The sequence below is a fragment of the Arenimonas metalli CF5-1 genome, assembly GCF_000747155.1.
GTDB classification, from domain to species: Bacteria; Pseudomonadota; Gammaproteobacteria; order Xanthomonadales; family Xanthomonadaceae; genus Arenimonas; species Arenimonas metalli.
Genome location: NZ_AVCK01000011.1, coordinates 22,815 through 35,049, shown reverse-complemented (window position 1 = coordinate 35,049; position 12,235 = coordinate 22,815). Strand labels below are relative to the sequence as shown.

15 protein-coding genes are annotated in these 12,235 nt (G+C 71.8%); all 15 read right to left on the bottom strand.

Annotated elements, in window-relative coordinates; genetic code table 11:
• Positions 1–13 precede the first annotated feature (13 nt).
• Positions 14–175 carry a hypothetical protein gene (locus N787_RS14865; RefSeq protein ID WP_156968888.1) on the bottom strand — a complete coding sequence of 54 codons (162 nt, stop codon included), beginning with the start codon at positions 173–175 and terminating at the stop codon, positions 14–16.
• 69 nt (positions 176–244) lie between these two features.
• Positions 245–436, bottom strand: a complete 192-nt coding sequence (locus tag N787_RS14860; protein ID WP_156968887.1) for a hypothetical protein — start codon at positions 434–436, stop codon at positions 245–247.
• Positions 437–446: 10 nt separating this feature from the next.
• Complete coding sequence (locus N787_RS14855) at positions 447–614, bottom strand: hypothetical protein (RefSeq protein WP_156968886.1); 168 nt, start codon at positions 612–614, stop codon at positions 447–449.
• A gap of 269 nt (positions 615–883) precedes the next feature.
• Complete coding sequence (locus N787_RS03335) at positions 884–1,375, bottom strand: phosphatidylglycerophosphatase A family protein (RefSeq protein WP_034210797.1); 492 nt, start codon at positions 1,373–1,375, stop codon at positions 884–886.
• Positions 1,375–2,334, bottom strand: a complete 960-nt coding sequence (thiL, locus tag N787_RS03330) for a thiamine-phosphate kinase (RefSeq protein WP_034210796.1) — start codon at positions 2,332–2,334, stop codon at positions 1,375–1,377. Before thiL ends, N787_RS03335 begins: the two co-directional genes overlap by 1 nt.
• Complete coding sequence (gene nusB, locus N787_RS03325; protein WP_034210794.1) at positions 2,334–2,795, bottom strand: transcription antitermination factor NusB; 462 nt, start codon at positions 2,793–2,795, stop codon at positions 2,334–2,336. Before nusB ends, thiL begins: the two co-directional genes overlap by 1 nt.
• A complete protein-coding gene (gene ribH / locus N787_RS03320; RefSeq protein ID WP_034210792.1) occupies positions 2,792–3,259 on the bottom strand; it encodes a 6,7-dimethyl-8-ribityllumazine synthase in 468 nt (155 codons plus the stop codon). Before ribH ends, nusB begins: the two co-directional genes overlap by 4 nt.
• Positions 3,260–3,346: 87 nt before the next feature.
• Complete coding sequence (locus tag N787_RS03315; protein WP_052575088.1) at positions 3,347–5,479, bottom strand: peptidase domain-containing ABC transporter; 2,133 nt, start codon at positions 5,477–5,479, stop codon at positions 3,347–3,349.
• Complete coding sequence (locus tag N787_RS03310; RefSeq protein WP_034210790.1) at positions 5,476–6,750, bottom strand: beta-barrel domain-containing protein; 1,275 nt, start codon at positions 6,748–6,750, stop codon at positions 5,476–5,478. The genes N787_RS03315 and N787_RS03310 overlap by 4 nt, the downstream gene beginning before the upstream one ends.
• A 154-nt stretch (positions 6,751–6,904) precedes the next feature.
• Positions 6,905–7,993, bottom strand: a complete 1,089-nt coding sequence (locus tag N787_RS03305; protein ID WP_034210788.1) for a bifunctional 3,4-dihydroxy-2-butanone-4-phosphate synthase/GTP cyclohydrolase II — start codon at positions 7,991–7,993, stop codon at positions 6,905–6,907.
• The gene (locus N787_RS03300; RefSeq protein ID WP_034210786.1) at positions 7,990–8,595 is read right to left on the bottom strand and encodes a riboflavin synthase; all 606 of its coding nucleotides are present in this window, start codon (positions 8,593–8,595) and stop codon (positions 7,990–7,992) included. The genes N787_RS03305 and N787_RS03300 overlap by 4 nt, the downstream gene beginning before the upstream one ends.
• A gap of 154 nt (positions 8,596–8,749) precedes the next feature.
• On the bottom strand, positions 8,750–9,838 hold the full coding sequence (ribD, locus tag N787_RS03295) for a bifunctional diaminohydroxyphosphoribosylaminopyrimidine deaminase/5-amino-6-(5-phosphoribosylamino)uracil reductase RibD (protein WP_034210784.1): 1,089 nt from the start codon (positions 9,836–9,838) through the stop codon (positions 8,750–8,752).
• Positions 9,835–10,299 carry a GNAT family N-acetyltransferase gene (locus N787_RS03290; protein ID WP_052575087.1) on the bottom strand — a complete coding sequence of 155 codons (465 nt, stop codon included), beginning with the start codon at positions 10,297–10,299 and terminating at the stop codon, positions 9,835–9,837. The genes ribD and N787_RS03290 overlap by 4 nt, the downstream gene beginning before the upstream one ends.
• 5 nt (positions 10,300–10,304) lie before the next feature.
• Positions 10,305–10,820, bottom strand: a complete 516-nt coding sequence (gene nrdR, locus N787_RS03285; RefSeq protein WP_034210783.1) for a transcriptional regulator NrdR — start codon at positions 10,818–10,820, stop codon at positions 10,305–10,307.
• Between the two features lie 4 nt (positions 10,821–10,824).
• Complete coding sequence (glyA, locus tag N787_RS03280) at positions 10,825–12,075, bottom strand: serine hydroxymethyltransferase (protein WP_034210782.1); 1,251 nt, start codon at positions 12,073–12,075, stop codon at positions 10,825–10,827.
• Positions 12,076–12,235: the final 160 nt, after the last annotated feature.

Here is a 12,235-nt window from a genome sequence, read left to right as displayed (position 1 = left end):
AGTCCCGGGCCCATCAGGGCTGGCGACACTCCGCTGCCAGGCGCGTCATTTCCGACGAGGCCGCCTGCGCGACCCGCCAGAGCGAATCCCGGCCGAACCAGCCGATCGCCAGCAGGGCCGCGAGGCCGCCCACCCACAGCGCCTGGCGGCGCGAGATCCGGTGCGTTCTTTCCATGTCGTCCTCCATTGGCGACGCCGGCCGGATCCGGCGACCCCGTGGCGGGCCGCCGGACCGCGGGCCAGGTCAGTGGTTGTTGTTGAAGTGGATGATCGCGCCGATGATCGCGCCGACCGGCGAGATCAGGCCGCCGATCGCGCCTTCCTTCGAGCCCAGGCCGTGCAGGGCCTTGCCGATGGCGCTGCCGGCCGCGCCTTCGACGCTGCCGCCTTCACCGCCGGCCACCATCGCGCACTGATGCAGATCGAGTGTGTTCATGGCGTTCTCCTCAGGGCTTGCCGCATTCGGCGTCGAGGTCGGCCATCTCGATGGCGGCTTCGGACGCGATGTTGGACAGGGTCTCGCGGTGGCTCCACAGGAAAGCCGCCACCTTGAGCAGGGTGCCGGTGTTGCCACCGCCGACCTGCTGCATCTGCGAAAGGGACATCGTGTTCATGGGTGACTCCAGTCAAGCCTGCGTGCTGCAGGCGACCCCATCACACCCGAGGCGACGCGCCGCGGATGCCCGCCAACGACCCGCCGCGGCGTGGTCCGATGCCGGGCCCGCGGGTACTGGCCTGCCACTTGCTTGCGTGGACTGCACCGACGCGAGGTCCGCATTGCCTTATCAGCCGGAAGGAAGAAGGCCACGTTGTCCCACGACAGGCCGCGCCCCGGCATCAGCCGCGGCACCTCCAAGGGGTGGGAGTTTTCCTGCGCGCGTCGTCAGCGAAGGAGGAAGGCAGCCAGCTGCAGCAGGCCCAGCGCCCACAGCCCGGCCAGCGCGTCGTCGAGCATGGCGCCGAAGCCGCCATGCAGCTTGCGGTCGGCCCAGCCCACGGGCCAGGGCTTGGCGATGTCGAAGGCGCGGAACAGCACGAAGGCCGCCAGCACCCACGGCCAGCCCGCGGGCAGCATCAGCAGCGCGATCCACATGCCGACGTACTCATCCCACACCACCAGCGAGGGATCTTCGATCTTCGTCTCGCGGATGGCCCAGTGCGAGGCCCACACGCCGACGCCGAAGCCGACCGCGAGCACCGCGAGATACACCGGCAGCGACAGGTCGCGCAGGAAGAACCACCAGGGCAGCAGCGCCGCGAGGCTGCCGACCGTGCCCGGCGCCCGCGGCGCGAAGCCGGCGCCGAAGCCGGCGGCGACCCAGCCCAGCGGATGCTTCATCAGCCGGCGACGGGTGCCCACGGGCAGCACGGCCATCAGTGCACTCCCTGGAAATGCTGGAAGCCGGCCTGCGCCGGCGCGTAATCCTCGCCCTCCGGCGTCATGAACGCGAGGCCCGCGCCCGCCTGCACCTGGCCCACCACGGTGGCGGACACGCCGCACGCCGCCAGCGCCTGCTCGATCGCGAAGGCCGCCGAGGCCGGCGCGGTGAAGCACAGCTCGTAGTCATCGCCACCGGAAAGCTGCAGCGGCCAGCGCCGCGCTTCGTCGAAATGATCGGCCAGCGTGCGCGAGGTCGGCAGCCGGCCCAGGTCGATGCGCGCGCCGACGCCGCTGGCGCGCAGCACGTGGCCGAGGTCGGCGGCGAGGCCGTCGCTGAGGTCGATGCCGGCGGTGGCCAGGCCGCGCAGCGCCTGCCCGGCCGCGACGCGCGGCGTCGGCCGGTCGAGGCGATACCGCAGCTTGGCCGAGAACGGCCCGCCCGCGCGCCACTGCGCCAGCGCGCCGGCCGCGTCGCCGAGCGTGCCGGTGACCCAGACTTCGTCGCCGGCGCGCGCGCCGTCGCGGCGCAGCGCTTCGCCGGCAGGCACCAGGCCGTGCGCGGTGACGGTGATCGAGAGCGGGCCGCCGGTGGTGTCGCCACCGACCAGGCTGACGCCAAGTTCGTCGGCCAGTTCAAGGAAGCCATCGAGGAAGGCATCGACGAAGCCGGCGTCGGCGTCCGGCAGCGTCAGCGCCAGCGTGCACCAGGCCGGCGTTGCGGCCATCGCGGCGAGGTCGCTCAGGTTCACCGCCAGCGCTTTCCAGCCGAGGTCGGCGGCGCTGGTTTCGGCGGGGAAATGCACGCCGGCCACCAGGGTGTCGCTGGTCACCACCAGGTCGTGCCCGGGCGGCACCCGCAGCACCGCGGCGTCGTCGCCGATGCCCAGCACCACGTCGGGGCGACGCCCCGCGCGGGCGCGGATGCGGTCGATAAGGTCGAATTCGCCCGGCATCAGCCGCGACGCGGGGCCTGCGCCTCGGCCGGGCGCCAGGCGGCGGCGGCATGGTCGAGCACGCCGTTGACGAAGGTGTGGCCGTGCTCGGAGCCGAAGCGCTTGGTGGTCTCGATGGCTTCGTTGATCACCACGCGATACGGCACGTCGATGCGGTGGCGCAGCTCGTAGGCGGCGATGCGCAGCACCGCGCGCTCGATCGGATCGACCTGGGCGATGTCGCGGTCGAGGTAGGCGGACAGGGCCTGGTCGAGCGTGCCGAGGTTGGCCTCGACGCCGCGCACCAGGTCCTCGAAGTACTCGGTGTCGGCCACTTCCATGTCCTGCTCGTTCTGGAACTGGTCGATGACCTTGTTGATGGCGGTGTGCGACATCTGCCAGGCGTAGATCGCCTGCAGCGCGCGGCGGCGGGCGCGCGAGCGCGCGTGCGGGTCGACGCCGTCGGGGCGGGAGTGCTTCATGCGAGTTTTCCGATCAGGTTCGCCATCTCGATGATGACCAGGGCGGCTTCCTCGCCCTTGTTGCCGTGGTTGCCGCCGGCGCGGGCCTCGGCATGCGCGTAGTCGTCCACCGCCAGCACGCCGTTGGCCACCGGCACGCCGGTGTCGAGCGCGACGCGCATCAGGCCGCGGGCGCACTCGTCGGAGACCTGCTCGAAGTGGCGGGTGTCGCCGCGCACCACGCAGCCAAGCGCGACAATGCCGGCGTAGCCCAGGCGGTCGATGGCATTGGCGGCGGCGACCGGCAGCTCCCAGGCGCCAGGCACGCGGATCACGTCCACGCTGGCCTCGGGCACGCCGTTGGCGGCGAAGGCCTTGCGCGCGCCGTCGACCAGGGCATCGGTGATGCGCGGGTTCCAGCGGCTGGCGAGGATGGCGTAGCGGGCCGCGCCGGGGCTCTGGACGTCGCCTTCGTAGTGGCTCATCGAGGGGTGGTTGCCGGGAAAAGGAGGCTAGTTTACCCCGCGGGCCGGGGTGCCGGGGCGCGGGGCGGTCCCGGCCGCCGGGGCGGTTCAGGCCTCGGCCACCGCGGGCGGCAGCGGCGGCACCGCCTTCGCCGCGCCCGGCGAGGGTCGCGGGGGCCGGAATTCCCGCACGATCCGGCCGCCCTCCATGACCAGCACGCGGTCCGCGGACGCGATGGTCTCGGGCCGGTGGGCGATGATCAGGCGCGTCAGCTTCATGCCCCGCACGGCCGCGTTCACCCGTTGCTCGCGATCGACGTCCAGGTGGCTGGTGGCTTCGTCCAGGAACAGGATCCGAGGCTTGCGGTACAGCGCGCGGGCCAGCAGCACCCGCTGCTTCTGGCCGCCGGAAAGCGTGGTGCCCAGGTCGCCGACCAGGCTGTGGTAGCCCATGGGCATCGCCGCGATCTCGTCGTGGATCGCGGCCAGGCGCGCGGCGGCCTCGACCCGGGCGGCGTCGACCGCGTCGTCGCCGAAGGCGATGTTCTCCGCCACCGAGCCGGCGAACAGTTGGTCCTCCTGCATCACCGCGCCCACCATGGCCCGGTAGTTGCGCATCCCGAGGCGTGCGAGCGCCACGCCACCGACGCGGACGCCGCCTTCGGTGGGCGCCAGCAAGCCCAGCAAAAGCTTGACCAGCGTGGTCTTGCCGCTGCCCGAGGCGCCGGTGATCGCCACCGACTCCCCGGGCTCGACCGTGAAATGGCAATCGCGGAGCACCCACGGCTCGCCTTCCGCGTACCGGAATCCCAGGCCCTGGATCTCCAGCCGGGCATTGGCGGGCGGCGCGGCCTCGAAGGCTTCAGCCAGCCCCGGCTCGGGCGCGGTCAGCACGATGTCCGACAGCCGCTCGCCGTGCAGGCGCAGCATGCGGAACTCGATCCACTGGTCGACCAGTCCGGACACGCGCATCGCGAACTGGTCCTTGTAGGCAAGGTAGGCGATCAACATGCCGACCGAGAACACGCTGTCCATCGCCAGCCGGGCCCCGAGCCAGACCACCGCGATGCGCTCGAGGCCGAAGATCGCCTGGCTGGCGGTGCTGAAGCCCAGGCCCAGCCGGGCCAGGCGCAGCTCGTGGTTCACCGTGTCCACCCTCAGGTCGGTCTGCCGCGCCTGGCGATGGGCCTCCTGCCCGGCCACCTTGAGGCTCTGCATGCCGCGCAGCGATTCGAGCAGGTGCGAGTGCTGCCGCGCTCCCGCCACCAGTTGCCGCTCGGTGGCGTTGCGCAGCGGTACGTACGAGAGGGCGCGCAGGGCCAGGTAGAACAGCATCGCGGCGATCGTGACTAGCGCCAGTTCCGGGCTGTAAACCAGCATCATCGCGAGCGTCGCCGCGGCCATCAGGCCATCCACCAGCGCCTCGATGAATCCGGCGGTCAGCGTGCGCTGGATGGCCTGCACCGAACCCATGCGGGACACGACGTCGCCGAGATGGCGCCGCTCGAAGTACTCCAGCGGCAGGCGCAGCGCGTGCGCGAACACGTTGCCGGCCCACTGCAGCCCCACGCGGCTCGACAGGCTGGCCACCGCCCAGCCGCGCACCAGCCCGATCGCCACCTGCAGCAGCAGCGCCAGCCCGAAGCCCAGGCCCAGCACGGCCAGCAGGTCGCGGTCGCCCGCGACCAGCGCCTGGTCGACCACCCACTGCATGAAGAACGGCGCCAGCAGCACGAACACCTGCAGCGCCACCGACAGCAGCAACAGCTGCGCCAGGGCCGGCCACAACCCCTGCACGCGCCCGGCCAGCGCCGACAGCGGCACCGACGCGGGCCGCGGGCGGGCCTCGAAGCCGGCGCCGGGCACCAGCTCCAGCGCCACGCCGGTGAAGTGGCGGGAGACTTCCTCCAGGGCCAGGGTGCGCGCGCCGGCGGCCGGGTCGCACACGCGCACGCGGCGCTTGCCCGCTTTTTCCAGCACGACGAAGTGGTTGAGGTCCCAGTGCAGGATGCAGGGCAGCCCCAGTTGGCCCAGTTCGCCCAGCTCGAGGCGCAGCGCGCGCGCCTGGAAGCCCAGCGCCTGCGCAATGTCGACCAGGCGCGCCAGCGTCGCGCCCTTGAGCGACAGCGGGAAGCGCTGCCGCAGCGCGCGCAGGTCGGTGCCGTGGCCGTGGTGGCACGCGATCATCGCCAGGCAAGCCAGGCCGCACTCGGCCGCCTGCGACTGCCGGACCGGCCTCACGGCGCCGCCCCGCGTCCGAGGCGGCCATCGAGCGCGAACAGCGGCGCGAGGACCCACTCCCACAGCGCGCGCCGCTCGCCAAGGATGTCGGCGTCCAGCAGCATGCCCGGCTTCAGCGCCTCGTCGCGGCCGCAGGCCCGCACGGTCGGCCGCGGCAGCGCCACCACGACCCGATAGACCGGCTCCGCGGCCTGGCCGCTGCCGCCCAGCGCCACCAGCTCCGCGGCGCCGAGGGCGCTGCGCGAGACGCGCAGCACGCGGCCCGCGTGGTGGCCGAACTTCTGGTACGGAAAGGCCTGGTAACGCAACAGCACTTCGTCACCGGGCGCGATGAAGCCGACGGCGCGACTGGGGACGAGCAGGTGCGCCTCCAGTGCGCCGCCCGCCGGCATCAGGCTCAGCACCGGCTGCCCCGCCTGCACCGATTGACCCGACTGCCCCAGCCGCGCGGTGACCACGCCGTCGATCGGGGCATGGAGCACCGACTGCGCGCGGGCCTCCGCCTCCAGCGCTTCCTGGGACAGCGCCGCGTCATCGCGCGCGCCGGTCGCCTCGAGTTGGGCCAGCCGCATCGGGATTTCCGCCAGCTCCTGGTCGATCCGCGCGACCTGGCGGCGCAGCGCCAGTGCCTCGCGCTCAAGCGACTGCAGGGCCGCCGCCTGCTCCAGCGCGGCCGACGCCTGCTGCTGGACCTGCAGCTCGGTGACGAACTGGCGGGCGCGCAGCTGCCGGAAACGCGCCAGCGTCTCGTTCGCCAGACGGTGCTGCGCGCGCCGCGTCGCCAGCCCCTCGGCCAGCTGCGCCGACTCGGCGTCGAGCAGGGTCTTCTGCCCCCTCAGCCCGTCCTGCTGCGCGACCAGCAGGGCGCGCTGCGAGGCGTGGCCAAGTGCGATGCCGCGCTGGCGTCGCGCCAGGGTCGCCTGCACCGCCCGCGACGTGTCGCCGCCGGCGAGCGTGGCGCGGGGTGCCGCCAGCACCGCCAGGACGTCGCCCGCAGCCACGCCCTCGCCTTCCGCCACGCGCACGTCCGACAGGATGCCGCCCACCGGCGCCACGACGGTGGCCAGCCCCAGGCTGGGCACGAGTTGCCCGGTCACGCGCGTGCGCCGCGTGTAGTCCGCCAGCGCCAGGAACAGGACCACGGCCAGGGCACAGGCCGCGGCCAGCGCCGTCACCAGCCACAGCGGAACCGACTGCGCGAGCACGATGCCGCCGGGTCCGCCGGACTGCCGTGCTTGCAGGACTTCCTCTCGGAACAGGCGCTGCTCCATGCGTTCCCCCGGTCGTTGGCCAGGAGTCTCGCCGGGGACGGCACGAAGCCGCGCACGCATTCCACCCGACGCGGCGTCGGGAAAGGCCGCGCCCGCGGCTCAGCCATCGCGGGCCGTCATCGCGGCGACGCGAGCGGGCCCGGGCGCGCGGCGATCAGGGCGCGACGAACTCGACGACTTCGAGGCCGTAGCCGGCCAGGCCCACCTGCCGCCGCGGCGTGCCCAGCACGCGCAGCTTGCCCAGGCCGAGGTCGGCCAGGATCTGCGCACCGGCGCCGTTGCGGCGCCATTCGCGGGTCTTCGGCGTTTCGACGGTGTCGGCTTCGGTGATGCGCGCCAGCAGGTCGGCGGGCGACACCGGCTCGGCCAGCACCACCACCACGCCCTCGCCCGCCTTCGCCACGGCGGCGAGCGCATCGTTGACGCTGACGCCGAAATCGGCGCGGCGCCACTGCAGCACGTCCGACAGCGGATTCTTGACGTGCACGCGCACCAGGGTCGGCGTCGCGGCCGTTGGCTGGCCGTGCACCAGCGCGAAATGCAGGTCGTGCGTGACGCGGTCGCGGTAGGTCACCAGCCTGAACGGACCGTGCGCGGTCTCGATGGCGCGCTCGTCGACGCGCTCGACGGTGTGCTCGGTTTCCAGGCGATACCGGATCAGCTCCTCGATCGAGCCGATCTTCAGGCCGTGCTCCTTCGCGAACGCCTCGAGCTCGGGGCGGCGCGCCATCGAGCCATCGGGATTCAGGATTTCGACCAGCACGCCGGCCGGCTCCAGGCCCGCCAGCAGCGACAGGTCGCTGGCCGCCTCGGTGTGGCCGCTGCGCGTGAGCACGCCGCCGGGCTGGGCCATCAGCGGGAAGATGTGGCCGGGCTGGGTCAGGTGCTCGGCCTTCGCGTCGGGCCGCACCGCGGTGCGGATGGTGTGCGCGCGGTCGTAGGCGCTGATGCCGGTGGTGACGCCCTCCGCGGCCTCGATGCTGACGGTGAAATTGGTGTGGTACGGCGAGTTGTTGTCGCGCACCATCGGGCCCAGGTCCAGCTGGCGGCAGCGCTCGCGCGTCAGCGACAGGCAGACCAGGCCGCGCGCGTGCGTGACCATGAAGTTGATGTCGGACGGCTTCACCAGCTCGGCGGCCATGATCAGGTCGCCTTCGTTCTCGCGGTCCTCGTCGTCGACGATCACGACCATGCGGCCCTGGCGGATTTCCTCGAGCAGTTCGGGGACGGTGGCGAAGCTCATTTCGATTCCTCGCGAGTCGCCAGCAGGCGCTCGACGTAGCGGGCCACGGTATCGACCTCGAGGTTGACGGCGGCGCCGACGGCGGTTTCGCCGAAGGCGGTGTGGGCGACGGTGTGCGGCACCAGGTTCACCTCGAAGCCGGCGTCGTCGACGGCGTTGACGGTGAGGCTGGTGCCGTCCACCGCGATCGAGCCCTTGTTGGCGACGTAGCGCAGCACGGACTTCGGCGCGGCGAAGCGCCAGCGCTGGCTGCGGCCGTCGTCCCAGACTTTCTCGACGGTGCCGATGGCATCCACGTGGCCGGAGACCAGGTGGCCGCCGAGGCGATCGGTGGGCAGCAGCGAACGCTCGAGGTTCACCGCGGCACCCACCGGCAGCGCGCCCAGCGTGGTCAGCGCCAGCGTCTCGTTCGACACGTCGGCGAACCAGCCTTCGGCGTCCCATTCGACGACCGTGAGGCAGCAGCCGCTGACGGCGATGGACTCGCCCAGTTCGATGTCACCGGACGGCATGCCGCCCCAGCCGATGCGCAGGCGCTGGTCGCCGCCGCGGACCTCGCGCGCCATCAGGCGGCCGACGGATTGGATCAAGCCAGTGAACATGCCGAGAAACCCGGGAAAAGGGCCGTCATTGTAAGCCCCGGGGGCGAAAACCGCGTCAGCAGCGGTGGCCGGGGCGGGAACGCTGGGTTGCGGCCATCGGAAAACGGGGTCGGGTTCACTTCCCGCGAACAGGAAGTGAACCTGACTCCGTTCTTCAGGGCGCCAGCAGGAGGCGGAGGTCGGGGCCTACCTGGCGGGTCTCGACCAGCTTCAGGCCGATGCGCTCGGCCATCGTCGCCGGGTCGATGCCGGCGAACAGGGGGCGGGCGCGTTCGCCCAGCAGCACCGGCGCAACGTACAGCAGCAGCTCGTCGACCAGCCCGGCCTTCAGCAGGGCGCCGCTGAGCGTGGCGCCGGCCTCGACCTGCAGTTCGTTGACGCCGCGCTGGGCCAGCTGGGACAGCACGGCCGACAGATCGAGGCCGCCGTCGACGCGACGCACCGCGAAGGCGCGCACCTCGTCGTCGTAGTCGGGCACCACGTCCTCGCCATGCACCACCAGCGTCGGCGCGAGCCCGTCGGTGAGCACCTGCGACAGCGCCGGCAGCCGGCCGCGCTCGTCCAGCACCACGCGCAGCGGCGGCACGAAGTCCTCGCCCCCGGGCAGGCGCACGGTCAGCCGCGGGTCATCGGCCAGCACGGTGGCGATGCCGGTCATGATCGCGCCGGCACGGGCGCGCCAGCGCATCACGTCGGCGCGCGCGGCCTCGGAGGTGATCCACTTCGATTCGCCGCTGGCCAGTGCGGTGCGGCCGTCCAGGCTCATGCCCAGCTTCACGCGTACCCAGGGCCGGCCGCGCTCCATGCGCGAGAAGAAGCCGCGGTTGAGGTGGCGCGCGGCAGCTTCCATCAGCCCGTATTCGACGGTGATGCCCGCGGCCTGCAGCTTGGCGAAGCCCTGGCCGGATACCTGGTGGTAGGGATCGCGGCAGGCGGCGACGACGCGGGTGACGCCCGCCGCCACCAGCGCATCGGCGCAGGGCGGCGTGCGGCCGTGGTGGGCGCAGGGCTCGAGCGTGACGTAGGCGGTGGCGCCGCGGGCGCGGCCGGCGGCGGCGCGCAGCGCATGCACTTCGGCGTGCGGCTCGCCGGCGCGCACGTGCCAGCCCTCGCCCAGCACCACGTCGCCATCGGCGATGACGCAGCCGACCATCGGGTTGGGCTGCGTGGTAAACGCGGCGCGTTCGGCCAGCTGCAGGGCGCGGGCCATGTGGGCGTGGTCGCGGGCGGAGAATTCGGTCATTCGGGAAGGATATCCATCAATTGCACGCGGGTGCCGCGCAGCATCGCCTGGCCCTGCGGGCGCCAGCCGAGGCGTTCGTAGAAACCGGCGTGTTCGGGCGTGAACAGCCAGAGGCGCGCGACGCCCTGCCCCGCCGCGAAACCCACCAGCGCCTGCACCAGCTGCTTGCCCAGCCCGGTGCCGCGGGCCTCGGGCACGACGTAGAGGCTGGCCAGCCAGGCATCGCCCTGGTCGCGCAGCTCGGGCGCGTCTTCGTCGACCAGGCTCACCGAACCCAGCAGGGCGTCGCCATCAATCGCCACCAGCGTGGTCGGCCGCGCGCGGCGGGTGGCGTGGTCGCGCAGCTCGTCGCGCGTCTGCTCCAGCGTCCAGCGTTCGTAGAGATGCGACCACTGCGCGTGGTGCCACCCGGCGAGCGTGTCGGCGTGGCCGGGCACGTCGGCGAGGAAGCGGATGGCCACGGCCGTCAACGCTTGGCCTTGCCCACCACCGCGTCCAGCAGGGGCAGCTGCAGGCCCTCGAGGCCAGGCAGGTCGCGCTCGAGGCGCTCGATTTCCTCGCGGAAGGCCTGCACGTCCTCGAACTTCCGGTACACCGAGGCGAAGCGGACGTAGGCCACCTGGTCGAGCTGCTTGAGTTCGGCCATCACGAACTCGCCGACGCGCAGCGAGGGCAGCTCGCGCTCGCCGGTGAGGCGAAGCGCGTGCACGACGTTGCGCACGGCGCCATCGATCTGCTCGGCCGAGACCGGGCGCTTCTGCAGCGCGCGGTCGAAGCTGGTGCGCAGCTTGCGCTCGTCGAAGGCCTCGCGGCGGCCGTCGCTCTTGACGATGGCCGGCAGCTTCAGCTCGGCCACTTCGAAGGTGTTGAAACGCTCGTTGCACTGCTCGCACTCGCGCCGGCGCCGGATGGTGGACCCGTCCTCGGACACGCGCGAGTCGATCACGCGGGTGTCTTCGTGCTGGCAGAAGGGGCAGTGCATCCGGTCAGCCGTACACCGGGAGGGCGCGGCACTGGGCGGTGACGGCCTCGCGCACGCGGGCGATGACGGCCTGGTCGGCGGGCGCATCGAGCACGTCGCAGATCCAGTTCGCCAGCGCCACGCACTCCGCTTCCTTGTAGCCGCGCGTGGTCACCGCCGGGGTGCCGATGCGCAGGCCCGAGGTGACGAAGGGCGAGCGCGGGTCGTTCGGCACCGAGTTCTTGTTCACGGTGATGTGGGCGGCGCCCAGCGCGGCCTCGGCGTCCTTGCCGCTGACGTCGCGGCCGATCAGGTCGATCAGCATGAGGTGATTCTGCGTGCCGCCGGAGACGACCTTATAGCCACGTCCCATGATCGTCTTCGCCATCGCCTGCGCGTTCCTGACCACCTGCGCCTGGTAGTCCTTGAAGCCCGGCTCCAGCGCTTCCTTGAAGGCCACGGCCTTGGCCGCGATCACGTGCATCAGCGGGCCGCCCTGGGTACCGGGGAACACGAGCGACTGGAACTTCTTCTCCAGCTCTTCGTTGGCCTTGGCCAGGATGATGCCGCCGCGCGGGCCGCGCAGGGTCTTGTGGGTGGTGGAGGTGACGACGTCGGCATGCGGCACCGGGTTCGGGTACAGGCCGGCGGCGACGAGGCCGGCGACGTGGGCCATGTCGACGAAGAAGTAGGCGCCGACGGACTTCGCGATGTCAGCCATGCGCGCCCAGTCGACGACCTGCGAATACGCGCTGAAGCCGGCCACGACCATCTTCGGCTTGTGCTCGGTGGCGAGGCGCTGCACTTCGTCGTAGTCGATCAGGCCGTTCTCGTCCACGCCGTATTGCACGGCGTGGTAGCTCTTGCCGGAGAAGTTGACCTTGGCGCCGTGGGTGAGGTGGCCGCCGTGGGCCAGGCTCATGCCGAGCACGGTGTCGCCCGGCTGCAGCAGGGCCATGTAGACGGCGATGTTGGCCGAGGAGCCGGAGTGCGGCTGGACGTTGGCGTAGTCGGCGCCGAACAGCTGCTTCACGCGCTCGATCGCGAGCTTCTCGGCGATGTCCACGTACTCGCAGCCGCCGTAATAGCGCTTGCCCGGGTAACCCTCGGCGTACTTGTTGGTCAGCACGCTGCCCTGGGCCTCGAGCACGCGCGGGCTGGCGTAGTTCTCGGAGGCGATCAGCTCGACATGGTCCTCCTGCCGCTGGAGCTCCTGGGCGATGGCCTTGGCCAGGGCGTCGTCATAACCAGCGATCTGCATATCCTTGGCAAACATTCGGGGCGTTCCAGGCGGCGGGGTCCCGAAATTGTAGCCCCGGCAGGCACTTGCCGCAAAAAAAGCCGTACCGGGTTCATTTTCATCCTCGGTGAGACAGGCCGGGCCGGCCGCAGTCTCACCGAGGATGAAAATGAACCCGGTACGGCTTTTAGCCGCG

Bases quoted from the DNA above. Each gene is read 5' to 3' on its own strand.
- N787_RS03300 (WP_034210786.1), bottom strand. From the start codon at position 8,595: ATGTTCACTGGCTTGATCCAATCCGTCGGCCGCCTGATGGCGCGCGAG.
- N787_RS14855 (WP_156968886.1), bottom strand. From the start codon at position 614: ATGAACACGATGTCCCTTTCGCAGATGCAGCAGGTCGGCGGTGGCAAC.
- ribD (WP_034210784.1), bottom strand. From the start codon at position 9,838: ATGACCGAATTCTCCGCCCGCGACCACGCCCACATGGCCCGCGCCCTG.
- glyA (WP_034210782.1), bottom strand. From the start codon at position 12,075: ATGTTTGCCAAGGATATGCAGATCGCTGGTTATGACGACGCCCTGGCC.
- nusB (WP_034210794.1), bottom strand. From the start codon at position 2,795: ATGAAGCACTCCCGCCCCGACGGCGTCGACCCGCACGCGCGCTCGCGC.
- ribH (WP_034210792.1), bottom strand. From the start codon at position 3,259: ATGAGCCACTACGAAGGCGACGTCCAGAGCCCCGGCGCGGCCCGCTAC.
- N787_RS14860 (WP_156968887.1), bottom strand. From the start codon at position 436: ATGAACACACTCGATCTGCATCAGTGCGCGATGGTGGCCGGCGGTGAA.
- nrdR (WP_034210783.1), bottom strand. From the start codon at position 10,820: ATGCACTGCCCCTTCTGCCAGCACGAAGACACCCGCGTGATCGACTCG.
- N787_RS03335 (WP_034210797.1), bottom strand. From the start codon at position 1,375: ATGGCCGTGCTGCCCGTGGGCACCCGTCGCCGGCTGATGAAGCATCCG.
- N787_RS03310 (WP_034210790.1), bottom strand. From the start codon at position 6,750: ATGGAGCAGCGCCTGTTCCGAGAGGAAGTCCTGCAAGCACGGCAGTCC.
- N787_RS03305 (WP_034210788.1), bottom strand. From the start codon at position 7,993: ATGAGCTTCGCCACCGTCCCCGAACTGCTCGAGGAAATCCGCCAGGGC.
- thiL (WP_034210796.1), bottom strand. From the start codon at position 2,334: ATGCCGGGCGAATTCGACCTTATCGACCGCATCCGCGCCCGCGCGGGG.
- N787_RS14865 (WP_156968888.1), bottom strand. From the start codon at position 175: ATGGAAAGAACGCACCGGATCTCGCGCCGCCAGGCGCTGTGGGTGGGC.